This is a genomic window from Dendrosporobacter quercicolus (assembly GCF_900104455.1).
Taxonomy (GTDB): domain Bacteria; phylum Bacillota; class Negativicutes; order DSM-1736; family Dendrosporobacteraceae; genus Dendrosporobacter; species Dendrosporobacter quercicolus.
Genome location: NZ_FNHB01000010.1, coordinates 65067 through 89890 on the forward strand (window position 1 = coordinate 65067; position 24824 = coordinate 89890).

21 protein-coding genes are annotated in these 24824 nt (G+C 48.1%); 17 read left to right on the forward strand and 4 right to left on the reverse strand.

Annotated elements, in window-relative coordinates:
* The first annotated feature begins 1 nt into the window (after position 1).
* The 5 genes from jag to noc all read left to right on the forward strand — a co-directional run bounded on the left by jag (position 2) and on the right by noc (position 5690).
* Positions 2–628, forward strand: a complete 627-nt coding sequence (gene jag, locus BLR06_RS15650; protein WP_092074535.1) for an RNA-binding cell elongation regulator Jag/EloR — start codon at positions 2–4, stop codon at positions 626–628.
* An 85-nt stretch (positions 629–713) separates the two neighbouring features.
* Positions 714–2099 (forward strand): tRNA uridine-5-carboxymethylaminomethyl(34) synthesis GTPase MnmE, encoded by a 1386-nt coding sequence (mnmE, locus tag BLR06_RS15655; protein WP_092074536.1) that lies wholly within the window; start codon positions 714–716, stop codon positions 2097–2099.
* Between the two features lie 12 nt (positions 2100–2111).
* Complete coding sequence (gene mnmG, locus BLR06_RS15660; RefSeq protein WP_092074537.1) at positions 2112–3989, forward strand: tRNA uridine-5-carboxymethylaminomethyl(34) synthesis enzyme MnmG; 1878 nt, start codon at positions 2112–2114, stop codon at positions 3987–3989.
* Complete coding sequence (gene rsmG, locus BLR06_RS15665) at positions 3989–4705, forward strand: 16S rRNA (guanine(527)-N(7))-methyltransferase RsmG (RefSeq protein ID WP_092074538.1); 717 nt, start codon at positions 3989–3991, stop codon at positions 4703–4705. The genes mnmG and rsmG overlap by 1 nt, the downstream gene beginning before the upstream one ends.
* Before the next feature lie 76 nt (positions 4706–4781).
* Complete coding sequence (noc, locus tag BLR06_RS15670) at positions 4782–5690, forward strand: nucleoid occlusion protein (RefSeq protein ID WP_092074539.1); 909 nt, start codon at positions 4782–4784, stop codon at positions 5688–5690.
* Positions 5691–5791: 101 nt separating this feature from the next.
* On the opposite strand, the gene BLR06_RS15675 is transcribed toward noc, so the two are convergent.
* The 3 genes from BLR06_RS15675 to BLR06_RS15685 all read right to left on the reverse strand — a co-directional run bounded on the left by BLR06_RS15675 (position 5792) and on the right by BLR06_RS15685 (position 9863).
* On the reverse strand, positions 5792–6673 hold the full coding sequence (locus BLR06_RS15675; protein WP_139164517.1) for a pepsin/retropepsin-like aspartic protease family protein: 882 nt from the start codon (positions 6671–6673) through the stop codon (positions 5792–5794).
* A gap of 151 nt (positions 6674–6824) precedes the next feature.
* A complete protein-coding gene (locus tag BLR06_RS15680; protein WP_092074541.1) occupies positions 6825–9194 on the reverse strand; it encodes a homocysteine S-methyltransferase family protein in 2370 nt (789 codons plus the stop codon).
* 3 nt (positions 9195–9197) lie between these two features.
* Positions 9198–9863: a vitamin B12 dependent-methionine synthase activation domain-containing protein gene (locus BLR06_RS15685; protein WP_092074542.1), complete on the reverse strand. Its 666-nt coding sequence runs from the start codon at positions 9861–9863 to the stop codon at positions 9198–9200.
* A gap of 338 nt (positions 9864–10201) precedes the next feature.
* Here BLR06_RS15685 and BLR06_RS15690 point away from each other — a divergent pair, with 338 nt between their 5' ends.
* The 9 genes from BLR06_RS15690 to BLR06_RS15730 all read left to right on the forward strand — a co-directional run bounded on the left by BLR06_RS15690 (position 10202) and on the right by BLR06_RS15730 (position 17946).
* Positions 10202–10972, forward strand: coding sequence for an AAA family ATPase (locus tag BLR06_RS15690; RefSeq protein ID WP_092074543.1), 771 nt, complete (start codon positions 10202–10204; stop codon positions 10970–10972).
* Complete coding sequence (locus tag BLR06_RS15695) at positions 10965–11858, forward strand: ParB/RepB/Spo0J family partition protein (protein WP_092074544.1); 894 nt, start codon at positions 10965–10967, stop codon at positions 11856–11858. Before BLR06_RS15690 ends, BLR06_RS15695 begins: the two co-directional genes overlap by 8 nt.
* A gap of 62 nt (positions 11859–11920) precedes the next feature.
* The gene (locus BLR06_RS15700; protein WP_092074545.1) at positions 11921–13312 is read left to right on the forward strand and encodes an aspartate ammonia-lyase; all 1392 of its coding nucleotides are present in this window, start codon (positions 11921–11923) and stop codon (positions 13310–13312) included.
* 101 nt (positions 13313–13413) lie between these two features.
* Entirely contained in the window at positions 13414–14640 is a 1227-nt protein-coding gene (hydF, locus tag BLR06_RS15705; protein WP_092074546.1) for a [FeFe] hydrogenase H-cluster maturation GTPase HydF, read from the forward strand.
* A gap of 178 nt (positions 14641–14818) precedes the next feature.
* Positions 14819–15499, forward strand: coding sequence for a DUF554 domain-containing protein (locus BLR06_RS15710; protein WP_092074547.1), 681 nt, complete (start codon positions 14819–14821; stop codon positions 15497–15499).
* 101 nt (positions 15500–15600) lie between these two features.
* Positions 15601–16056: a DUF4446 family protein gene (locus BLR06_RS15715; RefSeq protein ID WP_423069637.1), complete on the forward strand. Its 456-nt coding sequence runs from the start codon at positions 15601–15603 to the stop codon at positions 16054–16056.
* A 73-nt stretch (positions 16057–16129) separates the two neighbouring features.
* Positions 16130–17053 (forward strand): M23 family metallopeptidase, encoded by a 924-nt coding sequence (locus BLR06_RS15720; RefSeq protein WP_092074548.1) that lies wholly within the window; start codon positions 16130–16132, stop codon positions 17051–17053.
* A 49-nt stretch (positions 17054–17102) separates the two neighbouring features.
* Positions 17103–17501: a bactofilin family protein gene (locus BLR06_RS15725; protein WP_245698183.1), complete on the forward strand. Its 399-nt coding sequence runs from the start codon at positions 17103–17105 to the stop codon at positions 17499–17501.
* Positions 17502–17709: 208 nt separating this feature from the next.
* Positions 17710–17946, forward strand: coding sequence for a YkuS family protein (locus BLR06_RS15730; RefSeq protein WP_092074550.1), 237 nt, complete (start codon positions 17710–17712; stop codon positions 17944–17946).
* A gap of 183 nt (positions 17947–18129) precedes the next feature.
* On the opposite strand, the gene yyaC is transcribed toward BLR06_RS15730, so the two are convergent.
* Positions 18130–18696 carry a spore protease YyaC gene (yyaC, locus tag BLR06_RS15735; RefSeq protein WP_092074551.1) on the reverse strand — a complete coding sequence of 189 codons (567 nt, stop codon included), beginning with the start codon at positions 18694–18696 and terminating at the stop codon, positions 18130–18132.
* A gap of 708 nt (positions 18697–19404) precedes the next feature.
* Between yyaC and BLR06_RS15740 the strand changes: the two genes are divergently transcribed.
* From BLR06_RS15740 to BLR06_RS15750, 3 genes are read left to right on the forward strand one after another with little or no spacing between them, the layout of a single operon-like run.
* Entirely contained in the window at positions 19405–20511 is a 1107-nt protein-coding gene (locus BLR06_RS15740; RefSeq protein WP_092074552.1) for a class II glutamine amidotransferase domain-containing protein, read from the forward strand.
* Entirely contained in the window at positions 20499–22133 is a 1635-nt protein-coding gene (locus tag BLR06_RS15745; protein ID WP_092074553.1) for a glutamate synthase-related protein, read from the forward strand. Before BLR06_RS15740 ends, BLR06_RS15745 begins: the two co-directional genes overlap by 13 nt.
* A gap of 11 nt (positions 22134–22144) precedes the next feature.
* Positions 22145–24472 carry an FAD-dependent oxidoreductase gene (locus BLR06_RS15750; protein WP_092074554.1) on the forward strand — a complete coding sequence of 776 codons (2328 nt, stop codon included), beginning with the start codon at positions 22145–22147 and terminating at the stop codon, positions 24470–24472.
* Positions 24473–24824: the final 352 nt, after the last annotated feature.

Genomic DNA, 24824 nt, shown 5'->3' on the forward strand with positions numbered 1-24824 from the left:
TATGACTGCTGTAGAAAAAATTGGCAAAACGGTTGAAGAAGCAGTTGCATTGGCATTAGCGGAACTTGGTGTAACCGAAAACAAAGTTGATATAGAAGTGCTTGAAGCTCCCAGTAAAGGCTTATTTGGTTTTATTGGCACTAAACCGGCCAAAGTAAAAGTTACGTTAAAAAAGATTGACCCAGTCGCTGTCGCCCAAGAATTTTTGCAAAATATTTTTACAGCCATGCATATTGAAGTCGCAATCGAAAAAGTAACCGTTGATGAGGGTGTAGTGTTCAATCTGCGCGGCCAGGATTTAGGTATACTCATTGGCAAGCACGGCCAGACGCTGGACGCTTTGCAGTATCTGACCAATTTGGCGGCCAATCGCGATATTGAAGACGACCGGGTAAAAATTATCGTCGATGTAGAGGATTACCGTAAGCGCCGGGAAGAAACCTTATATCGATTGGCCGAACGGCTTGCCGATAAGGTTAAACGACGCGGTGAAAGAGTTGTACTGGAACCGATGAGCCGTCATGAGCGTAAGATTATTCATATGGCCCTTCAGGATGATCACCGGATATCAACCTATAGTGAAGGTGAAGAACCTTACCGTAAAGTTGTTATTGCATTAAAAAGGTAGACTTTTGCATATCCTAAAACCCAGTAATCTTGATTACTGGGTTTTATTGATATGGGTGGATTTTAAACGAGTGGAGGTAGAATCATTGATTCAGGAAGATACCATTAGCGCTGTTGCAACCGCATTGGGTGAAGGCGGTATCGGTATTATACGGCTCAGCGGTGTAAAGGCCATTACAATTGCAACCGGACTTTTTCGGGGAATAAAAGGAAAAACAGCGGCCGATGTTAGCTCGCATCAGGCAGCTTATGGACATATTATCGATCCTGCCAGTAACCGTGTTGTTGATGAGGTGCTGCTGCTGGTGATGCGGTCGCCGCGCTCGTACACGCGGGAAGATGTTGTGGAAATTCATTGTCATGGCGGACCGGCGCCGCTGAGAAAAATTCTGGAACTTACCCTTGCCGCCGGAGCAAGGCTGGCTGAACCGGGCGAATTTACCAAAAGGGCATTTTTAAACGGCCGGCTGGATTTAACCCAGGCTGAAGCGGTAATTGACGTGATCAGAGCCAAAACAGACGCATCGCTTAGAATGGCGGTAGGGAATTTATCCGGCCGGCTTGCGGATAAAATTCGCCTGCTGCGCAAGGATATTCTCGAAATGATTGCCCATTTGGAAGCTGCTATTGATTTTCCGGAAGAAGATATTGAACAACTGGCGGCGCAGGAGGCGGGAAATCGCATTCGGAACCTATGCCTGGCAATTGAAGAATTATTGGCTACTGCCCATACCGGAAGAATTTTGCGGGAAGGGCTGGAGACCGTAATTATCGGCAAGCCCAACGTTGGCAAGTCGAGCTTGTTAAATGCCCTGTTGAAAGAAACACGGGCAATTGTAACCGATGTTCCCGGTACCACCCGGGATAGTATTGAGGAGTATGCCAATATTGGCGGTGTTCCGTTAAAGATTATCGATACGGCAGGTATCCGGGAAACAACAGATGTTGTTGAAAAGATTGGCGTCGAAAAGGCCAAAGAATTTATTCCCCGGGCGGATTTAATTCTTTTCATGCTGGATTCGTCGGCGCCGCTTACCGTTGAGGATCAGGCAGTACTTGAATTGCTGACTGACCGGCAAACGCTGATTTTGGTAAATAAAAGCGACTTAAGCCCGGTGCTGGATTTAGCCAGGGTCACGCAGCGCCTGCCTGATAAAAAAATATTAAACATTTCCATTTTGGAAGGTACCGGCATGCAGGAACTGGAACAATGTATTATTGATATGGCCTATGGCGGAAAGGTTCAGGTTCCCGAAGGCGGCTTTGTGAATAATGTTCGCCAGGCCGGTTTGCTGGATCAGGCCCGGCAATCGCTCCAGGAGGCCTTGTCGGCAATCGCCGCCGGTATGCCGCCGGATTGTATTGTTGTTGATTTGCGTTCAGCCTGGGACAAGCTTGGCGAGATTACCGGCGACACGCTCGGCGAGGATATTATTGATCAAATTTTTACCCAGTTTTGTATTGGTAAGTAAGGGGATGATGGTTTGTTTAACGCAGGATATTTCGATGTAATTGTCATTGGCGCCGGTCATGCCGGATGTGAGGCCGCCCTGGCTGCAGCGCGGCTGGGCTGTAATACGTTGTTGACAACACTCAATATGGATAATATCGCGATGATGCCTTGTAATCCGGCTGTGGGGGGACCCGCTAAAGGTCATTTGGTCCGGGAAATTGACGCACTGGGCGGTGAAATGGGGATCAATACCGACAAGGCCTGTATCCAGATGAGGATGTTAAATACCGGCAAAGGACCAGCTGTACACGCACTCAGGGCTCAGGCTGACAAAAAGCTTTACCAGCTGCTGATGAAGGAAACGGTTGAGCGGCAGAACAATCTAACCGTAAAACAATTGCTTGTGGATAATATTATTATCTCCGGCCAAGCGGCAACCGGTATTCAGACTGAGACCGGCGAGGTGTATCAATGCCGGGCGGTAATCCTTGCTACCGGTACCTATTTGCGCGGTAAAGTAATTTTAGGTGAACTCAATTATCCCGGCGGACCAAACGGGCAGCGGGCGGCGGAAAAACTTTCTGATTGCCTGCGCGGGCTGGGTATTGGGCTGATGCGTTTTAAAACCGGCACTCCGGCCAGAGTTGACAGCCGGACAGTGGATTTTACCAGGATGTCCATTCAGCCAGGCGACGAGGAACCCCATCATTTTTCCTTTTTAACCGCTGGAGAAAATCGCAGGCAGATTCCCTGCTGGCTGACTTATACCAATGAACAGACGCATGAGGTTATCCGGGCGAACTTGCATCGCGCTCCAATGTATACCGGGATGATCGAAGGCACAGGCCCCCGCTATTGTCCGTCGATTGAAGATAAGGTGGTGCGATTCGCCGATAAAACAGCCCATCAGTTATTTGTCGAGCCGGAAGGCCTGCATACAACTGAAATGTACGTGCAGGGGATGTCGACCAGTTTGCCGGTTGATGTTCAATATGCTTTTTTGCGGACAATTCCCGGGTTGGAGAAGGCTGAAATCATGAGGCCGGGCTATGCAATTGAATATGACTGTATTGATCCTACGCAATTAAAACCTACCTTGGAGTTTAAAGCGATAGAAGGCTTATTTTCAGCAGGCCAGGCCAATGGAACTTCCGGATATGAGGAGGCGGCGGCCCAGGGACTGATTGCCGGCATTAATTCGGCTCTGCTGCTGGCCGGAAAGGAACCGTTCATATTAACGCGTTCGGACGCCTATATCGGCGTTCTGATCGACGATCTTGTCACCAAGGGGACCAGCGAGCCTTACCGTATGATGACTTCGCGGGCCGAATACCGGCTGATTTTGCGTCAGGATAACGCTGATCTGCGTCTCACTGAGAAAGGCCGGCAAATTGGACTGGTTCACGAGGAACGGTATAGCCGGTTTGTGGAAAAGCGAACTGCGATTGACGATATTCTGACACTTTTACAGAAAACAGTACTTACGCCAACGGCTGAGATTCAGGCCAAGCTGGCGGCCCTGGGTTCGGCCGACATCAGAACAGGCATCGCCCTGTATGATTTGTTGCGGCGCACGGAGCTGGATTACGAAGGTCTGCGGCGGCAGTTCGGTTTGCCTGAAGTTTCGGCAGCGGTGAAGCTTCAGGTTGAAATAACGGTAAAGTATGAGGGCTATATTAAAAAACAGGCGGATCAGGTGGAAAAGGCAGCCAAGCTTGAAACTAAGCTGCTGCCGCCGGATATCAGTTATGACGGCGTTCATGGCCTGTCCCGTGAGGCCCGGCAAAAGCTGGAGAAAATCAGGCCGATTTCCATTGGCCAGGCGGCCCGGATCTCAGGCGTATCACCTGCCGATATTTCCATCTTGATGATATTTCTGGAACAGGCGCGCCGCAAGGGGGAAAGTTAATGGATTTTAGCAAAATGCTGCAGCAGTCGGCGAAAGAATTTGGCATTATGTTAACTGACGAGCAGCTTGAGGCTTTTCTTGCTTATTATCAGTTGTTGATTGAGTGGAATCAAAAAATAAATCTAACGGCCATTACTGAGCCGCTGGATGTAGCCGTTAAGCATGTGATTGACTCCTTGTCCTGCTATGACAGCCAGGTTTTCCGGCCAGGGTGCAGCATCATAGACGTAGGAACAGGAGCTGGCTTTCCCGGACTGCCTTTAAAGATCATGCAGGCCGATTGCAAGCTAACTTTGCTGGACTCACTGAATAAGCGGGTAAGTTTTTTACAGAGGGTTGTCGAAGCTCTGGAATTGAAGGGAGTTCAGGTTATTCATAGCAGGGCCGAAGACGGGGCCAGGCAAAAGCTTTACCGCGAAGGTTATGATGTGGCCGTAGCCAGAGCGGTGGCCAGGCTTAATATTTTATGTGAATTATGTTTGCCTTTTGTTAAAGTGGGCGGTTATTTTGTTGCTTTAAAAGGGGCGCAGTTTCAGCAGGAAGCGGAGGAGGCAATGCAGGCCATTGGGCTTCTGGGAGGAAGGCTTAGCCGTATTCAGCCTGTTAAACTGCCGGGAATTGATGATAGCCGGGCGATAATTTATATTAAGAAGGTCAAACCGACCATTGCTGCTTATCCAAGAAGGCCTGGATTGCCGGAAAAAAACCCGTTATAATTGGCAAAAATTAGAGGATTTTCTCAAAGATGTGCCGAAGTAATGCTGGTAATAAGTTGTAGGGCGGTGTAATGAAATGAAAAATTTAGCCAGATTTTTTGGGATGGCTCCGGATAAACCCGAAATTTCAAATCCGGCTGAAAATAGTATAATTGAAACAGTGATTGAACAGCAGGTGATCCCAGACAGCATAAATGCGCATGAAGTACATTATCTAAAAACATCGGAAATTATACCCAATCCATTTCAGCCGCGTAAAACTTTTCATGAAGAAGCGTTAAATGATTTAGCTGCCTCAATAAAGGAATTTGGAGTCATTCAGCCTTTATTGGTGCGAAAGACCATAGAAGGATATGAACTGATTGCCGGTGAACGGAGGCTAAGGGCTTCCAGGTTAGCGGAGCTTGCAGAGGTTCCGGTGATTATTAAAGACCTCGCTGACAAGGAAATGGCCGAACTGGCTATGATCGAGAACCTGCAGCGAGAGGATTTGCATTACCTGGAGGAAGCGGAGGGCTTTCAGCAGCTGATTGCCAACTTTGGCTTTACGCAGGAGGAACTGGCCAGACGAATGGGGAAAAGGCAGTCTACGATTGCGAATAAGCTTAGGCTGCTGAAGCTGAGTGATAAGGTACGGTCAATTTTGGTGCAGGAGCAGCTGACAGAGCGCCATGCCAGAGCTTTGCTCAAATTAGATGATGCCAGGCTGCAATTGGAAGTTTTAGATGTTATTCGACAAAAGGAGCTTAATGTTCGGGAGACTGAGGCTCTGATTCAGGAAGTTCTTGACGATATTTCCCGGGAAATGGAAAAGAAAGCGCCCCGTCAGAATGTTGTCAGGATTATTAGAGATGTGCGGATATTTTTAAATACCATCAACAATGTTGTGGGTGAAATGAAAAAGACCGGACTGAATGTTAAAGTCGACCAGGAACAGAATGATGATTATATAACTGTAAAATTGCAAATTCCCAAAAGGAAATAGCTCTAAATAGAAGAGTGTCTGAAAATATAAAAGTATTTTCGGACACTCTTGCCAGGCTGTAGATAAGCCCGCTTTCAGCCGTAAGGCTGGACAGCGGATTTTTATTGTGGGTTTTTCTTTATCATCAGGATCTCTGATGGCAAGTCGATCCTGACCATGAATTGCTGGAAAAAATTATTCCCCAGCAAACCATCGGCTTCAAATTCAGGCGGAAGGTCTTCAATGAAAGCAGCATAAAACTGCGCAATCCTATGATCGTTTTGTACTAAATTTAACTCAAGCGCCTTGAAACTGCTGTCCAATCCCGGATGAACCCGGTTGGCGGATACCGTTTCAACAGCTTCGGAAAACTTCTGCGCCTTAACAATTGAAAAAGAAGCACCGGTATCCAAAACCATGCTGTAGCTGCTGTTGCCATTAACGAGGTCAACGGCTAATCCCTCCTGCGTCAGCCGAAACGGTAAACGAATCCAACCGGGATCATTCGTTATTGTTGCCAGGGCAGGCGTATCTTCAATGGTTAATAGGTTGTTTTTATAATCAATTGTCACTGTATGCTGTTGAAAAAAACCTAAGCCGATTACGGGCAAATCTTGATCATCAGGTTCATCTTCCCGGTTGCCAAGGGATAACCCCCAGGGGTGAAGCTCCACTCCGGGAATAGCCGTAAATACCATGCCATTCACGTTCAGCCTTTCCAGGATAAATTGATTTTCATAACGTATTTCCCCCGCTAGGTCGAGGCTTTTTCTTTGCTGTTCGGCTACCTTCAGATCGGGCAGGGCTTCCATTAGCCGCCTGGGTAAATGCAACCCTTCCCTGGACCCTAGATCAAGGACAAACAATTGCGGGCTTCCCATCATATTAAGGGATAGCGTGGGGATTCCATAATCATTATTATGTAGTGGAATATGGATCGTTTTTGCTAAAGCAGTTGAACTTGACAGTATGATAAGTATCAAGACAATGAAACATTTGTACATAGCTGCGCCTCCCTAAGCCGGTTATTATCTGTTTGTAAAGAGGGGCTGCAAAACTTTCGCTGTGTCCTCTATGGTTAAAATACGGCGCGATAGCATCGTGCCGTATTTTTGCGTCCTCTTTGCGTTCTTCGCGGTTAAACCGTTCTGTTTTTTAGCGTTCCATCAGTTCCTTGGCGATATTAACGGCAGTAACGCCATCCCGGGCATAGGCATCAGCGCCGGCCTGGCTGGCATATTCCGCCGTCAGTACGGCTCCGCCGACGATTGTCCGGACATTGCTGCCCGCAGCTTTCAGCGCCCGGATTGCAATATCAATTTGCGGCATGGTTGTTGTCATTAAGGCACATAAGCCGACAATGTCGGCGTTATGATGAATGGCGGCGTCAACAATCGCCGTATCCGCCACATCTTTGCCCAGATCGACGACGGTAAACCCATTGTTTTCCATCAATGCCGCTACAATATTTTTCCCTAGATCATGAATATCTCCCTTAACCGTCGCCATTACAACAGTACCCCGGCTTTTCATTGAATGGGCCGGCAGCAGTTCCTTGATGGTAATAAAAGCCGAGCGCATCGTTTCGGCTGAGAGCAGCACCTGGGGCAGAAAGCAGCGTCCGGCGCCGAAGGCTTTGCCAACTTCGTTCATTGCCGCGGTAAGGGCTTGCTCAGTGATGTCGGTGGGGGTGAAGCCTTGTTCCAGTGCTTTGCTGACCAGAGGGATAACTCCTTCTTTTTCACCATTGATTACCGCTTGACGGGTGAGGGCGATGATATCATCAGAATTGACCGGCGCCGCCGCCTGGGCGGCTGGTGCGGCCGAAGCATAAGTCAGGCTGTACTGACGGCCGTTGGGATCATGGCCGAGCAGTGCGCCGCCGGCTGCCAATATATCTTGCATGCTTTTATCATAAGGGTTGAGAATGGGAGCGTCGAGTCCGGCGGCCAGGCTCATGGCGCAAAAGGTACTGTTCATCAACTGGCGATTAGGCAGGCCAAAGGAAATATTGCTCAAACCCATGGTCGAAGGATAGCCAAAATGTTCCCGGTACAGGCGGAGTGTGGCCAGTGTTTGCTGCGCCGCCTGTTCATCGGCTGCTACGGTCATAACTAAGGCATCAAGCAGAAAATCATTTTCGGTTAAGCCGGCGGCCAGGGCGGCGTCGACAATTGTCCGGATAACTGCCACCCTTGCCGGCGCTGTGGCCGGTACACCGTCGGCGGATAGGGGCAGGCATAAGATCGCGGCGCCATATTTTTTGGCCAGCGGCAGGAAGAGTTCCAGGCGTTCCGGTTCGGCGCTGACCGAATTAATTAAAGCCCTGCCGGGATACGCTTTCAGACCGGCTTCCAGTGCGGCGGCATCGCTGGTGTCAATGGACAGAGGCGCGTCAACCAGCATGGATAATTCTTCGACAGCCTGCTGCATTGCCGCCGCCTGATCGATTCCGGGAACTCCCATGTTGACATCCAGCACTTTCGCGCCTGCTCTGACCTGCTCCAGCGCTTCTTTTTTGACCGATAGAAACTGGCCGGCCTTGATATCGGCCGCCAATTGTTTTCGTCCGGTGGGGTTGATGCGTTCGCCAATGATTACGGTGGGCAGAGACGAGGCGATATAAACGGTTTTGCTGCGGCTGGTTAAGGCCAGACCAGGCTTTGGTTGTTGGCGGGGAGGGGGAGCGGCTGTCCGGGCTGCGGTGGAAATTGCCTTGATATGTTGCGGAGTTGTGCCGCAGCAACCGCCAATATACGTTGCACCGGCCTGAATCAGCTTGGGAACCCATTGACCAAATTCAGCCGGGCTCATCGGGAAAATTGTTTCTCCGTTAATCAGCTCCGGCATACCGGCGTTTGGTTGAACACTTATGGGGCAGCGGCAGGATGCAGCCAGCGTTTCTATAATGGGCAGCAACTGCGCCGGCCCGAGTGAGCAATTAGCGCCAATGATATCAGCGCCCATTGCCGCAAGTACCAGGGCGGCTGTTTCCGGGTCAGTGCCGGTCACTGTGCGGCCGTCGGCCCCGAAGGATAGCTGGCAGATGACAGGCTTTGCCGTTGCAGCTTTGGCGGCAAGCAGAGCTGCCCGTATTTCCTGAATATCAATAATCGTTTCGATGAGGATATAATCAATACCGGCCTGATCCAAGGCGTGAATTTGTTCGTAAAACACAGTATAGGCTTCATCAAAGCTTAAGTCACCCAGCGGAGCGATAAACTTTCCGGTGGGCCCCACAGAGCCGGCAATTTTGGTCGTTGTCCCGGCGGCGGCCCTGGCGGCGGCGACAGCCGCTTTATTTAGTAGCGGGACTTTATCCGCTAAGCCGTAATGTCCCAATTTAATCCGGTTGGCGCCAAAGGTATTGGTTTCAATGACTGTTGCGCCATGTTTAATGAACTGTTGATGAATGCCGGTGATTACGCCGGCGTTATCGACATTCCATAATTCCGGACATTGCCCGGGCTGGAGACCTGCTTGCTGGAGCATTGTACCCATGGCCCCGTCAAAAATATGAATCATTATTTATTCTTCCTTTCTTGCTAAACAGTGTTGTTGGCTGCAACTGCTGCACTGATTTTGCCGGCGGACTGCTTGACGGTGGGGTATAAAGCCAATGACGGCGGTAACTGATTTGCGCGGCACCAGCATGCAGCTTTCTGTGACCCTTATTCCGGCTTGCCGGCCTTGCGCTAAGTCCAGTACAGCGGGTTGAGCGACGATATCCCAATCGCCGTAGCCGGGGCTGAATCTGGCTCCCGTTGTATAGCCTAATTTATTTGCGTGCTGCCGGATGGTTTTTGACAGTTGATCTGCTGCCATTTCAACTGCTGTGGTGCCTGCTGCATCCAAAAGAACGGCGTAGGTGTAGTTGCCTTGGGAAAAATGTTCAGTGACCGCTTGTTCTAGCTTTTCGCCAATGGTAACTGCCAGTACTGCTATTTTATCAGCTTCCTTTAAATAAGTGGTAATTTTTTTCCCATTAGGGTAAAAATTTTTTTCGGCAATGATGCTATTGGTGCATTTGTCATAATCATATAGCTGCCAGATGCCTTTGGCCTGGGCCAGTATTTGAGCCTCCAGGCAGGCATCTTCCAAGAGGCTGCCTGGAAAATCCGATTTATTTAAACCTGCGTAGCGGCGTGTTTCATTCATGTCGATGGCGGTTAATGTGGCGTTATAGATTGGCATGCTGATAATACCTCCTGCGGATTTAAGCAATAATGAGCAAAAGTCCGGTTATTTTATGTTATAGCCGGAGGCAGGCAAGTGTGAATGTATTGGATATAAACCACCGGTAAATTTACTGGTCAATGTCAAACTTCGACAGTTATCAGTAGAGTTTTCTTAGAAAGCTATCATATTTGGCAATGTTAGTCAAGCGATATTTCTGTATTATATTATGTTAACTATAGGGCGTCTGTTCATGTGAATAAAGATTTACGCTATATACCGGAACCGATTGCATTGTTTGGCAGGAAATTCCGGTAAGGTGTGGAATGAATTATTTTAGCTAGTTTTTAAATGAGGTGAAGAGTTTGGTAAAGGTTATTGCAATTGCCAATCAGAAGGGTGGTGTAGGCAAGACTACAACTTCTGTTAATTTAAGTGCTTGTTTGGCGGAATTAGGGAAAAAGGTTTTGTTAATTGATATAGACCCGCAAGGTAATGCTACCAGTGGTTTTGGCTTTAATAAATCCGAACTAAAACGCTGCACTTACGATGCCCTGGTCAATGATGTCCCCATTCCTTCAATGGAAATTCAAACCCAAATTGACAATCTTAAATTATTGCCGGCAACCATTCAATTGGCTGGCGCAGAGATTGAACTTGTTGCTATCATGTCCCGTGAGACTAAGTTAAAGCGGGCTTTGGACCGGATTAAATATGACTATGATTATGTTATTATTGATTGTCCGCCGTCACTCGGCCTTTTGACAATTAATTCGCTTACGGCAGCCAATTCCGTATTAGTGCCAATACAGTGCGAATTTTATGCTTTAGAAGGTCTTTCACAATTGATGAAAACAGTTTCCTTGGTACAGAAAAATCTTAATCCTATTCTGACTTTAGAAGGGGTAGTGCTAACGATGTTTGATGCCCGAACCAATTTGTCAATTCAAGTTGTTGATGAAGTTAAAAATCATTTTAGACAGAAGGTTTACCAGACAATTATACCCCGTAATGTCCGCTTGAGTGAAGCGCCCAGCCATGGTCAGCCTGTAATTAAATATGATCCTAAATCTAAAGGAGCTGAAGTCTATTTTGATTTAGCCAGAGAGGTGATTGGCGATGAATAAGCAGGTACGCGGCTTGGGAAGAGGGCTTGATGCGCTTATTCCCACAACTGAAGTAAGAGAACATGAACAGGTTGATGTTGTGGCAGTAAAAGATATTATTCCCAATAAGTTTCAGCCCCGCCGGATTTTTGATGAAGAGGCCTTGCTGGAATTGAGTCGATCGATTCAGCAATATGGCCTGTTGCAGCCAATTGTAGTTCGTAAACTTTTAAACGGCTACGAATTGGTTGCCGGTGAACGGCGCTGGCGGGCGTCAAAACAGGCCGGGCTTACGATTATTCCAGCGGTGATCAGAGAGTATACTGATGCTGAGATGACCGAGATTGCTTTAATTGAGAATTTGCAGCGTGAGAATTTAAATGCAATTGAAGAAGCGGTTGCTTATCGCCGGCTTATGGATGATTTTGGTTTGACCCAGGAAGAAGTTTCCCGAAAAATTGGCCGCAGTCGTTCCCATATTGCTAATTTTGTCCGATTGTTAAATCTCCCGTCAATTGTCCAGGATTTTGTTTCACGTGGAACATTATCTATGGGACAAGCCCGGCCAATATTAGCACTGGATAATACAGAACTGCAAGTTGAGGCTGCTGAGATTATTATTGCCGAAGATATGTCAGCTCGTGACGCTGAAGCATTGGTAAAACGTTTAGCGGCTGCACCGCGTAAGGCCGAGGAATCGACTCCAGCGCGGGAAATTTTCGTTGTTGAAGCAGAAGACCGGCTTAAACTGGTGCTGGGTACCCAAGTGAAAATCAAGCCGGGTAAACTAAAAAGTAAAATTGAAATCGAATTTTATTCTGCTGAGGATTTGGATAGAATAATAGAAGTGCTTACTGAACCACAAGTGCAAGCCGCTGCCCAGAAACGCAATAATTTAGTTGTATAACCGCGGTCCTAATGTTTCACGTGGAACATGCATTTTGATTTATGGGAGGGAAGGTGATACCGATGCGCATAGAAAAGGATTTGCTGGGGGAGTATCCGGTACCTGAGCAGGCATATTATGGAATTCATACAGCGCGAGCTTTAGAAAACTTCCCTCTTAGTCCGTTTAAAACTCATTTTCGTTTAATCAGCGCATTGGCGGTTATTAAAAAGGCGGCTGCTGAAGTAAATGGTGAATTGGGTGAAGTTTCACCTTCCATTAGCAAAGCAATTGTAACTGCTGCAGATGAGGTAATTGCAGGGCAATGGCGGGACCAGTTTGGTACAGACGCTTTCCAGGGAGGCGCCGGCACTTCTACAAATATGAATGTTAATGAAGTGTTAGCCAATCGGGCAATTGCGTTATTAGGTGGTAAGCCGGGGGATTATCACCTTGTGCATCCGTTAAATCACGTAAATTTACACCAATCGACAAATGATACTTATCCAACCGCTTTGCGCATGGCGGCAATCTGGTTGTTGCAAGACCTTAGCAATCACTGCGCCCTGCTGCAACAGACCTTGCAAGATAAGGAAGCGGAATTTGCCGACGTGTTGAAAGTAGGCCGTACGCAACTTCAGGATGCAGTTCCTGTCACCCTTGGGCAGGAATTTAGCGCTTATGCCCAGGCGATCGCCAGGGACAGATGGCGCTTATACAAGGTAGAGGAACGGCTGAGGCAGGTTAATTTAGGTGGAACTGCCATTGGCACCGGCATAAACGCTCCGGCAAAATATATATTTATGGTTAACGAACGGGTGAAACGCCATGCCAATATTGGCTTAGCCAGGGCTGAAAACATGATTGACGCAACGCAAAATGCCGATGTGTATGTCGAGGTATCAGGCTTGTTGAAAGCTCTGGCAGTTAATTTAGCTAAAATAGCGCATGATTTAAGACTCTTGTCATCCGGACCTTTCGCCGGTTTTAATGAATTGAATCTGCCTGAACGGCAGGCCGGTTCTTCTATTATGCCGGGTAAGGTCAATCCGATTATTCCTGAGGCAATAAATCAGATTTGTTTTCATGTAATGGCTTCTGACGGCGCTATTACCATGGCAGCTCAATCCGGCCAGTTGGAATTAAATGCTTTTTTACCGTTGATTGCGCATCATTTGCTGACAAGTATTGAAATTCTTACCAACGGCGTTAAAGTTTTTAATGAAAAATGTATTGCTGGGATCAGCGCAAATATTGCCGTTTGTCAGAATGCTCTGGACAACAGTTTGGCGACAGTTACAGCCTTAGTTCCCTATATTGGTTATGATCAGGCTACAAAAGTGGCGCGAACGGCTGTGCAAAGCGGTCAGTCCGTTGTTCAAACGGTCCGGAACCTGCAGCTTCTTTCAGATGAAAAGTTAGCGGCAATCGTTAATCCGCAGGCATTAACTAAGCCCGGATTTTTTAAAAGATGATATGTCCCTCAGCGCAAGGTTTTAGGACCCAGTTCCGGTTGCGGATCTGGGCCGGAGACCTGATGCAAGGAGGGATATTTTAGTGGCTAGGAGGGACTTTGGTGCAAGATACGCCTAAGGGAAATCGTCTGCATATAGCTATTTTTGGCCGGCGTAATGCCGGCAAGTCCAGTTTGATTAATCGCCTGACCAATCAGGAAATTGCCTTGGTTTCCAATATACCCGGTACAACCACTGATCCTGTGTATAAAACGATGGAGATTTTACCAATTGGTCCGGTCGTCATCATTGATACCGCTGGAATTGACGACGCAGGTCAGTTGGGAGCTCTGCGTATAGAACGGACCATGCAAGTGTTAAATAAGGCCGATTTGGCAGTCGTAGTGATTGATGCCGGCAGCGGTATAAGTGAGTTTGACTGGGAAATGATAGAACTGATAAGAAAAAAAGCCATTCCGGCAATTGTAGTAATGAATAAAATGGATGTAGCATCCATCGATGAGCAGATTTTGGCTGGACTGAGCGTTGAGGTCAAGCTGCCGGTACTGGCGATTAGTGCAAAAACCGGCAGCGGTATGGAGGAATTAAAGCGGCAAATCATTAAGCAGGCGCCGGAGAACTGGGATAATATCCCGGTGATCGGCGATTTGTTAAATCCCGGCGATACGGTGGTCCTGGTCGTGCCAATTGATTTGGCTGCTCCCAAAGGGCGTTTGATATTGCCGCAAGTTCAGACAATAAGAGACATACTGGATCATGATTCCTATTGTATCGTAGTCAAAGAAAGGGAGCTAAGAGAAGCGCTGTCTAATATGCGTAGTTTGCCCAAAATGGTGGTAACCGACTCGCAGGAGTTTTTAAAGGTGGCTGCTGATACCCCGGACGAGGTTCTGCTGACTTCTTTTTCCATTCTATTTGCCCGCCACAAAGGCGATTTGGCGACGTTGGTGGCAGGAGCTAAAGCAATTGACCGCCTTCAGCCCGGCGACAGGGTACTCATTGCCGAAGGCTGTACGCATCACCGTCAGGCTGATGACATCGGCAAGGTGAAAATTCCGCGGTGGCTGCGTCAAATGGTTGGCGGCGAGCTTAATTTTGAGTGGGTATCAGGAGGATCGTTCCCCACCGCGCTGACAGATTATCAATTGATTGTTCACTGCGGCGCCTGTATGCTGAATCGCCGCGAGATGCTATACCGTTTATCTGAAGCCCGGGAAAAGCGAGTGCCAATTGTAAACTACGGTATTTTAATTGCTCATGTTCATGGCATTTTACAGCGGGCCCTAAAACCGTTCCCGCTTGCTCAAATGATCTTTGAGGAAGGGTGAATAGAGGGTTGTTTGTTATTATCTACATAACTATTTTGCCGCTAAGGATATTGATGTTTACATAATATAATTGAATTCTGCACAATGAGTGCCGGTATGCCTGTACAAGCATGGTTTGCGTATTGGCGGGACTGGGCTGCAGCATTACAGGCGGCCTAAACTGGAGAGAGGGATGTAAATGAAGGGAACTTTAGTAAACGCGGGAGCCATTCTAGTCGGGTCGGCTGCCGGCCTATTGCTAAAACGCGGGTTGCCGGGGCGTTATCAGCAGAGCATAATGCAGGGACTGGCGCTGCCGATCGGTATAATTGGCCTGCAAATGGCGCTGAAAACCAACAATATTCTGATTGTCATTCTGAGTTTGACGGTAGGCGCAGTTTTGGGTGAAATGCTTGATATAGATGGCAGGCTGGCGCGTTTTGGCAATTGGCTTACCAGAAAATTAGGCGGTCAGTATGGAAATGTCGGCGAAGGCTTTGTGACGGCCAGCCTGGTGTATTGTGTAGGTGCGATGGCGGTGGTCGGTTCTATCCAGGATGGCTTAACCGGTGATGCCGCTACTTTATACGCCAAATCAATGCTTGACGGCATCTCTGCTGTTGTTTTTGCATCAGCGCTGGGTATTGGCGTCGCATTATCCAGCGTGGCCGTTATCTTATATCAGGGAAGTATAACCCTGTTGGCCGGTATGTTTGGCGCAGTACTTTCTGCAGATATCATTACTGAGCTAAGTGCAGTTGGCGGAATTTTAATTATCGGCATTAGTATCCTGATGCTGGAGATAAAAAAAATAAAAGTCGCCAATCTTTTGCCCGCCATACCGGCAGCCGCAATAATAACCGCCCTGTGGCCGTTATAATTAACCTAAATCGAAGGGTATGATGATAAATGGGCTTTATTGCTGACGATACGTTCTTGACAGCATTTATTTTAAAAAATGTACATTATATACTGCTTGGTATGACAGTTTTAATCCTAGCTGCCCTAATTGTATTTATTAATATTAATATTAAGTTGGCAAAAATGAACAAACGGTATCGGAAAATGATGCGGGGAATGGAGGGGACAAATCTCGAGCAGCTGCTCATGGCTCATATTGATGAAGTACATCAGGTGTTGGATAAGGTCGACCATTTGTCGGCGGAATATAAAAGGCTGGACCGGAGGTCTGCGTTTTGCATTCAAAAACTGGGTGTGGTACGTTTTAATGCCTTTGAAGATACCGGCAGTGATTTGAGCTTTGCAGTGGCCTTACTGGACGGCAATAATGACGGTGTGGTGATATCAAGCATATTCGGGCGCAGTGAATCGCGGTCTTATGGTAAACCAGTGCTTGGCGGCCAGTCTGTTTATTTTCTAACAGAAGAAGAAAAGCAGGCTTTAGGAAAAGCCTGTGCGAAAAAATTTGACATTTAGGCAGGATTTTTGTAAATCCAGGAAGAATTTAACACCTATGGAAAAGCGGTAATTTACCCGGGGAGGGTTTGGGTTGCTCGATCGGAAACAAAAGACTGACAAGCAAGAGTATACTATTATGATCGTACCGCATCAGGGAAATCTGGTGCGCAGTTTTAGCGTCCGCGCCAGGGCGGTTAAATCGGGGATCGTGGCCCTATGTGTGCTGGCTCTTTTTGGGGGCGGAACATATATTAATTATAGTTATCAGTTAAAGGTGGCTCAGGCTGACCGGGTTGAACTGGAACAATACCGCAGGACAAGCAGTGATCAGCAAGCCAAGTTAGAGCAGCTTGCTGAGGAAACGGCTGACTTGCAGGGCGAATTGGAGCGCTTAAATAAACTGGAGTCTGATTTGCGCAGTATGGTAAGAAGTGACCAGACTGGCATAGCTTCCCGCTCGGGGGTGGTCAGAACAGCGCCAAATCATCAAGGTCAGGGCGGGCCTCAGGTCAAACCGAATGCAGACAATCTTGCTGAACTGGTACGGCAATTAAAAACTGCCGCCAAAGTCCGGGAACAGGGCTTGGAGCATTTGCACGATGAATTGGCGGCTATCCAGGCCCAAAGGGCTGTTACACCGTCAATCCTGCCGGCCCAAGGAGAAGTTACCTCCCGTTTTGGCTGGCGGGATGCTCCGATTGGCTGGGGACGGGACTGGCATCCCGGCATTGATATCGCCAACAGTTATGGTACGCCAATTGCTGCGGCCGCGGATGGACAGGTTGTCGAGAGCGGCTGGAACGGCGGATATGGTAAAATGGTAAAGATCGATCATGGTAACGGAATTGTAACCATTTATGGTCATAATTCGGAAAATCTGGTTAGTGCGGGCGCTACCGTAAAAAAAGGCGAAATTATTGCCTACATGGGCAGTACTGGTTATAGTACAGGTCCACACGTTCATTACGAGGTGCAGGTAAATGGCAATGCTGTCGACCCGGCCGACTTTTTGTAATGCTGATTTATCATAAAACAGCTGTACTCCAATACGAAAGGTAGAGTGAATGATGTTTGGCAGTAAAAAAGCGAAACTCGCACCCAATGGTGAGATAGAAACCATTGTTGGTAAGGATACGCAGTTAAAAGGCGCATTAAAAGCCAAGGGGACAATTAGAATTGACGGAGACTTTGAGGGAGATATTGATTCCGAGCATGATATTATCATTGGGGAGAGCGGCAGTGTTTCAGCCCGGATTAATGCGCGGAATGTAATGATATCCGGTCTGATGAAAGGCAATATTCAGGCCACAGGCTGCCTGGAACTGATGGCGAGCGGCAGATTGTACGGCGATATCAAGGCCAATGTGCTGATTGTCGGCGAAGGCGCCGTTTTTAAAGGAGCCAGCGATATGGCTGATGGTGGCAACAGCGCTTCTTATCAAGATGAAATCGTGTCGGTTTAACAACTTGTTTCCAGCAACAACCGGCAGTTCAGCTTTGAACTGCCGGTTGTTGCTATGTTTTTAACTGTTTTCCGGGCATTGTAATAATTAGACTTACTTTGGTAAAGCTACTACCGTGTGTCACTTAAAACATCCGCAAAAATTTGCAGGATTATCCATGCTTTTAGGTGATGAACGTTACTAGCGCTAAGGAGGTGGCTTGCTTTTCATGCAGGGAATTATTGCAATTGAAAAAAATTTAGCGCAGCTGGCCGATTTGCTGGAAACGGAAGGTTATGATATTGTAGCTCTGGAAAACAGCAATGTCGAGGCTGTTGATGCAATTGTAGTTAGCGGCGTTGATCATAATGTAATGAATATGAAGGACATTATGGTTCATGTACCAATCATTAATGCGTCAGGAAAGAGTACGGATGAAATTTTAGAAGAGTTGGAACGCCTATAAATGTTTATCCTCCGGGATATATTGTTCCGGCGTACCGGCCGCCGGAACGCCGGCGGCATTCGAAAGGGGAGTGCGTTACCTGCAAAAGCAGGTAACGCACTCCCCTTTGTTCACGGTAAACCGGCCTGATTTATTTGCGGTATTTACAGGAGCGGGTTGACACTCTACTAACGCACAATAGCGTTAACGGGGGGCTTTGAGGGCGAAGGATAAGCCGGCGGCAATGGTATCGGCCATCTTCATTACCAAATTCAGCCTGGTGCTTTGCAGCACCAGATGTTCCATAAATCCGCCAACATTGACAATTCCGGTAATATAGGCATCTCCCACAGCCGGTAGATCTTTATTTACGGCGGCTCCCGGTTTAACCGGGCCACGGCCTAGCGATACGCAGCCTACGCTCTCAAGACGCCCCAGACAGGCATCAATCGCAATAATATAAGGCTGATGATAGCTTGCACCTATGTGCTGGAGCTTAGCGGCAAGGTTTGTGGCATGAACAGGATCATCCAGTGTGCCGTAAACATTGGAACTGAAACTCAGCGAATGTAATTTACTGCCGGTCAGCGGACCCAGAGAATCGCCTGTGGAACGATCCGTGCCGATACATAAAATAACAATTTCCTGATTGCCGGCCCGGGCGTCAGCTACCAGCTGGCGGACATTAGCGGCAATATCGTAGATGGCCTGCGGATTGTGAACGGAAAACTTTAGCTCGGGTTTTTTTAATTTCATTATATTATCCAGCATAGGTAAACTCCTGTTATTGTTATCTGCATACTACCATTATGTGTAAGAAGCATTTCTTTTATACAAATTGCGGCAATAAACAGGAGAATAATGGAATTATTAAGCCCATTGGTTGATGGCTGCATAATTTTTTTTTAGTGAAAATTCTGCTCTGCGCAGGGAAACGTTCTCCATGTTATGTATGTATACCGAAAAACAATGCAATACATCATTGTGTGGTCTAAGGTATTATTTTGTAGTCCGGATACCAGAGAATTAGGCCATAGTCAGCAATAACTTAACACTTACTTTAGAATTTATTAATTCCTTTAATGGTCTACATGTGCATAAATATTCAGAAGGAGAAATTCAAATATGGCATATACACTGCAAAATCAGGCAGTTTTCAGAAAAAATTAATTTTTAATATGCATATTGACAGTATAACTTTTCGTTCTTATAATAAAGGTACATTATCAATCAGTTCTTTATAGGTGTACAAATGTATTCCAATTATGGAGCCTACCTTAGCAATGCTAATGGAAGACAACTAGGGAAGCAACTGGAGTTACGAATCAGCCGATAAAGCGGCGTAAGCAGTTGCTTGTGCAGTGTAGCACGCACAACCCGTAGGCCTGATGCCTTGCGGAAGTTCCTGGAGGGTTCCGGTACTTACGCCGGGTTTTTTGTTTTTTAAAGATTATTTTGTGGATATGAGGTGGAGAAAAGATGTGCAGAATAGGGGCCATTAAAAGTAAAATTCCGTTTCATCCTTCCAAGGCATTGCATCTCATGCTCCCTCAGCAGGAGGGGCATGACAATTCAGGCTTTGCGATGGTGATGCAGGATTTAGCCGGGGTATTTGGGGCTTATAAGGATAAGCCGTTATTATCCTTAGCCTGTACGCAATATGGAGCGAATTTAGTTGAAGATTATATGGAAACCCATAACTTTGTTCAGATAAACGAATGGATTCCTAAAGGCAGCAAGCAGCCGGGACTGGATATTAAAGCCATGCCGTATTATATTTTCCGCAATTATGATTATCCTGAACACTATCGAGATGCTTCCCCGGAGCTAAAGGAAAACTTGCTTATGGATACACGTCTGGCATTGCGCGAGCTGCTGGAAAAAGATGATCAGGGTTATGTTTATTCGTTCTGGCCGGATGTATTAACGCTAAAGGAAATTGGCGACCCGCGCGATATCGCCACCTATTTTAAGCTGTGGGATGAGAACGGCGATCTAATGGCGAGAAATGTTGTTGTACAATGCCGTCAGAACACTAATTATGATATTGTACGCTATGCCGCCCACCCGTTTTTTCTTCAGGGCTATACTTTATGCGCCAATGGCGAGAATACGTTTTATACCAAAAACAAGGAATATCAAAAATCGCTGCACCGGGGTTATATCGGGTTTGAATCGGATTCGCAGAATTTCTTATATACGTTACACTATGTACTGAACCAACTAAAATGGCCAATTAAGTATTATAAACATGTCATTACACCGTTGCCGTTTGATGAAATTGAACAGCGGCCGGATAAAGAAGTGTTAAAAACCATTCGTCAGTCCCTGGGCCATTTAGAGATCAATGGTCCGAACACAGTGATTGCATTAATGCCCAACAGTCATATGATGACTTGCTGTGACTCTAAAAAGCTGCGGCCGGTGGTTGTGGGCGGCGATGATACAACCATTGCAATCGCCTCTGAAGTCTGCGGCTTAAATGTCATTCTGCCTGACCGGGATCAGGCGCTGGATATCTATCCAAATGAGCGCGAAGTAGTTGTGATTACGAATGATATGGAGGTGCAGAGATGGAAGCAATAAGGTCCCAGGATATCACCGTCAATGATCTTAATTTTAAAATTCAATATCATTATGACCGCTGTACCATGTGCGGCAGCTGTGTCGCCGCCTGTACCTTCAACGCGATTGAGGCGGTTATGGAGCGGCGTTCGGTTACTATATCCACCGGCAGTCAGCCTGAGCCGGTGGAACAGCACCGGGCCGTACCGGTAATCCGGCAAAAGGCGGCTATCGCCAATGCCTGCGTAGGCTGCGGGATGTGTGAGAAAATATGTCCCAATAAAGCCATCCGGCCGGTCCGCAATGAAGACACCAGGCACAATCTACTGGCCCGCAGCGGCGGGTCGCCGTTAAAGCGCGGCGGGCGTACCAATCTTAATGCCCAGCGGACGCTTGATAATGTAATTATTGGCCGCATTTCGCAGATGACTGACCCATCGCTGGATTCCGAGCGCCACACCTTTGATATTCTGGCGCCTTTTGGCCGGGTGCTGCTGCCGCAGGAGCTGCCTCTTGCCGCTGATGGCGGTGAGCTTAAAATAACTGCTAAAACTCCGCCGGTGCATTGGATTTATCCGGTCATTTTCAGCGATATGTCCATTGGAGCGCTGTCGACACGGGCCTGGGAAGCGGTTGCGCTGGCCACAGCTTACCTTAATGAAAAACACAACCTGCCGGTCAGAATGAGTTCGGGTGAAGGCGGTATGCCGGTCAAGCTTATGGAATCCGAACAATTAAAATATATGATTTTGCAAATTGCTTCCGGCCATTTTGGCTGGAACAGGATTATTAAAGCTATGCCCCGGATGAAAGTAGATCCGGCCGGCATTTTAATCAAAATTGGCCAGGGGGCTAAACCGGGCGACGGCGGATTGCTGCCGGCGGCAAAAGTAGCCGAACATGTTCAGGCTATTCGCGGCGTTCCCAAGGCTGATCTGAATTCCCCGCCCAATCATCAGGGACTGTACTCTATCGAAGAATCGGTGCAGAAAATGCATTTATCGTTAAATGCCGCGTTTGGGTTTAGAGTGCCGGTAGCAATCAAGTGCGCCGCTTCGGCTACCTCGGTATCGGTTTATAATAATTTGCTGCGTGATCCGTACCGGATTTGCGGCGGGTTTTTCATTGACGGCATTCAAGGCGGTACCGGCGCAGCCAATGAAGTATCGCTTGATCATACCGGCCATCCGGTGGTATCGAAAATGCGCGAATGTTATCTCGCGGCCGTTAAGCAAGGCCGCCAGGGGCAAATTCCGCTGTGGGCCGGCGGCGGGATCGGTTTAACCGGCAATGCCGCTGCTGATGCCTTTAAAATGATTTGCCTGGGCGCCAACGGCGTATTTATTGGCAAAATTCTCATTCAACTATTGGGATGCGTCGGCAATGAGCGCGGCCGTTGCAATTCCTGCTCGACAGGGAAATGCCCGACCGGTATCTGCACACAAGATCCGCGGCTGGTAAAACGGCTGGATATTGATAAAGGCGCGCAAAATATCGTTGACTACATGCTGGCGCTTGACAGTGAATTGCGCAAGCTAATGGCGCCGATTGGCAACAGTTCCTTGCCGGTAGGACGTTCCGACGCCCTGGTAACAACCGATTACGCTGTGTCCAATAAACTGGGAATTCAATATGTGTGTTAGGAGGGAAGCTTGTGTTTAAAATAAATACCATTCAACATAATGAGCGGATGTCAACGCAGGATTTGCTGATGGCAATTAACGAGGCGTTGGGCAGTGGCGAAACGGAGTTTTTTATTGAAGCTTCCGGTCAGCATGATATTGGAGGGCCGCTCTGGCATCCGGAAGGCAAGCCCTTAAAATTCCGGGTAACCAATGCCGGCCAGCGTGTCGGGTCAATGTGCCTGGATAATACCGAAATTATTGTTGAAGGTTCGGCTTCGGCCGATGTCGGCTGGCTCAATGCCGGCGGCCGGATTATTGTCACCGGCGACGCCGGCGATACGGCCGGACATTGTGCTGCGGCCGGAACCATTTATATTGGCGGGAGAGCCGGAACCCGCTCCGGGTCGTTGATGAAGCATGACCCGCTATACCCCGCTCCGGAGATGTGGGTATTAAAGAATGTCGGCAGTTTTTCCTTTGAGTTTATGGGCGGCGGTATTGGCGTGGTTTGCGGGTATGACAGCGAAGCGTTTGATTCGGTGCTGGGAGATCGCTCGTGTGTCGGCATGGTTGGCGGTACTCTGTATTTTCGCGGTAAAGCCGGCGGCTTATCCAAGAAGGATGTAAAGATTACGCCGTTAAACAGTAAAGATATTGCTTATCTTGAGAGCAAGATGGGCGACTTTTTGACTGCGGTTGGCCGGCCCGAATTACAAGCGGAATTAAGTGAATGGCAGGACTGGCAAAAAGCTGTGGCCCTGACTTATGAAGAACGTCCGAAAAAAGCCAATTCCGATCTTTATTCTTTCCGCAATGAACAGTGGGTGCCCGGCGGAATCTTTAATGATGTCTGTACCGATGATTTCGCCGTAATCGGTCTGGTGAATACCGGACTTTACCGTCAGCGCGTACCGGTTTGGGAAAACGCCCGTTACGCCGCTCCTTGTGAATTTAATTGTACGGCGTCGATCCCATCCCAGCAGCGCTTCAATCTGCTGCGGGAAGGTAAGATTGATGAGGCGTATAAGCTGGTATTGGAATATACGCCTTTTCCCGGCTCAGTATGTGGAGCGGTGTGTCCTAACCTGTGTATGGATGAGTGCAGCCGCAAGAATATTGACATATCAGCGCAAATTGGCTTATTGGGCCGTCATTCGGCTGCGGTTACCTTAGCGCCGGCTGCTGCCAAAACCGGCAAAAAGGTTGCAGTAATTGGCGGCGGAGCCGCCGGGCTGACCGCAGCCTGGCAATTGGCCCGTAAAGGGCACGCGGTAACGGTATTTGAGGCTGACCGTAAAATGGGCGGGAAAATGGAGCAGGTGATTCCGCGGTCGCGTCTGCCGCAGGAAACGCTGACGCGGGAAATTCAGCGGATCGCCGATATGGGCGTGGAAATGATCACCAATTATAAAGTTACAACCGATACATTTGCTGAGATTAAAGCCGCACACGATGCTGTAGTGGTTACAACCGGCGGCCATCAGCCGCGGGTTATTCCCTGGCCCGGACATGAGCGCCTTACCAAAGGCCTGGAGTTTCTTAAGGCGGTAAATCGCGGCGAACAGCCGGCGGTAGGACGCAGAGTGGTTATTATTGGCTGTGGCAATTCCGGTATGGATGCCGCTGTCGGCGCTTATCAAATGGGAGCGGAGCAGGTAACGTGTATTGATGTGCAGCGTCCGGCGGCTTTTGCCCATGAGATTGCGCATGTTGAGGAAATGGGCGGAGTACTGTTATGGCCGGTTTTAACTAAGGAAATCACCAGTGAGGGAATTATTACGCAAAAGGGCGATCTTATTCCGGCTGATACGATTATCATTTCGATTGGCGAATCGCCTGAGCTGGACTTTTTGCCTGACGGTACAGCGATTGAACGGGGGCATTTGGTTCCGGTAAAGAATTATATGATTCATGAAGGCGTTTTTACCGCCGGCGATACCATTAAACCCGGCCGGCTGGTGGATGCGATCGGGGCCGGCAGGGATGCGGCTTTGGCTGCTGACGCCTATCTTGCCGGTGTTGAACATCAGGCGAACCCCAAAAGTAAATTGCCAGCCGGGAGACTGAGTACGGCTTATTTTAAAAAGTGTCACAGCTGTGAGCTGCCGGCCGCAACTGAGGATTATAACCGCTGCATAAGCTGCGGTACTTGCCGTGACTGTCATATGTGCTACAAATCCTGCCCGGAACGGGCGATTTCCCGCCGGCTGCTGGCTGATGGAAGTTTCGAATATTCCTCCGACGCCGACAAATGCATTGGCTGCGGTATTTGCGCCGGGATTTGTCCGTGCGGTATTTGGTCAATGTACGCCAACAATGAACCGGTGAATATGTACCGGACTTATCATCAGAGTTAAAATCAAGCCAAATTAAAGAACGGGTGTCGCAAAACTTTTTTAGAAAAATTACTGCGGCATGCCTTCTTGAACAGCGAGAAAACAGGGGGCCAGGTCCTTGTTTGCTTTTGCAAACAGGGGACCTGGCCCCCTGTTTGAAGACGGCTTCCGGCTACGCCGATTGCCGTCTTTGGATTGCTTGCGGGCATTCTTATTGCGGCAGTCCCGTTTTGCTCTGACCGGTGCAGGCCGCCGGCAGTTGGCTGGGCGGATTGAGCATAATCCGCCGGGATTTAAATATATTGATAATTGGGGAAAGTAGTTGACAATGTTACAGGTTGTATCTATAATGTGTTCTATGGATAAACATTAG

Excerpts from the sequence above, each read along its gene's own strand:
- BLR06_RS15745 (WP_092074553.1), top strand. The coding sequence starts at position 20,499 with ATGGAAGCAATAAGGTCCCAGGATATCACCGTCAATGATCTTAATTTT.
- BLR06_RS15740 (WP_092074552.1), top strand. The coding sequence starts at position 19,405 with ATGTGCAGAATAGGGGCCATTAAAAGTAAAATTCCGTTTCATCCTTCC.
- BLR06_RS15715 (WP_423069637.1), top strand. The coding sequence starts at position 15,601 with ATGACAGTTTTAATCCTAGCTGCCCTAATTGTATTTATTAATATTAAT.
- BLR06_RS15685 (WP_092074542.1), bottom strand. The coding sequence starts at position 9,863 with ATGCCAATCTATAACGCCACATTAACCGCCATCGACATGAATGAAACA.
- rsmG (WP_092074538.1), top strand. The coding sequence starts at position 3,989 with ATGGATTTTAGCAAAATGCTGCAGCAGTCGGCGAAAGAATTTGGCATT.
- BLR06_RS15730 (WP_092074550.1), top strand. The coding sequence starts at position 17,710 with ATGCAGGGAATTATTGCAATTGAAAAAAATTTAGCGCAGCTGGCCGAT.
- BLR06_RS15695 (WP_092074544.1), top strand. The coding sequence starts at position 10,965 with ATGAATAAGCAGGTACGCGGCTTGGGAAGAGGGCTTGATGCGCTTATT.
- yyaC (WP_092074551.1), bottom strand. The coding sequence starts at position 18,696 with ATGCTGGATAATATAATGAAATTAAAAAAACCCGAGCTAAAGTTTTCC.
- BLR06_RS15675 (WP_139164517.1), bottom strand. The coding sequence starts at position 6,673 with ATGTACAAATGTTTCATTGTCTTGATACTTATCATACTGTCAAGTTCA.
- BLR06_RS15725 (WP_245698183.1), top strand. The coding sequence starts at position 17,103 with ATGATGTTTGGCAGTAAAAAAGCGAAACTCGCACCCAATGGTGAGATA.
- BLR06_RS15710 (WP_092074547.1), top strand. The coding sequence starts at position 14,819 with ATGAAGGGAACTTTAGTAAACGCGGGAGCCATTCTAGTCGGGTCGGCT.
- noc (WP_092074539.1), top strand. The coding sequence starts at position 4,782 with ATGAAAAATTTAGCCAGATTTTTTGGGATGGCTCCGGATAAACCCGAA.
- jag (WP_092074535.1), top strand. The coding sequence starts at position 2 with ATGACTGCTGTAGAAAAAATTGGCAAAACGGTTGAAGAAGCAGTTGCA.
- BLR06_RS15680 (WP_092074541.1), bottom strand. The coding sequence starts at position 9,194 with ATGATTCATATTTTTGACGGGGCCATGGGTACAATGCTCCAGCAAGCA.
- BLR06_RS15700 (WP_092074545.1), top strand. The coding sequence starts at position 11,921 with ATGCGCATAGAAAAGGATTTGCTGGGGGAGTATCCGGTACCTGAGCAG.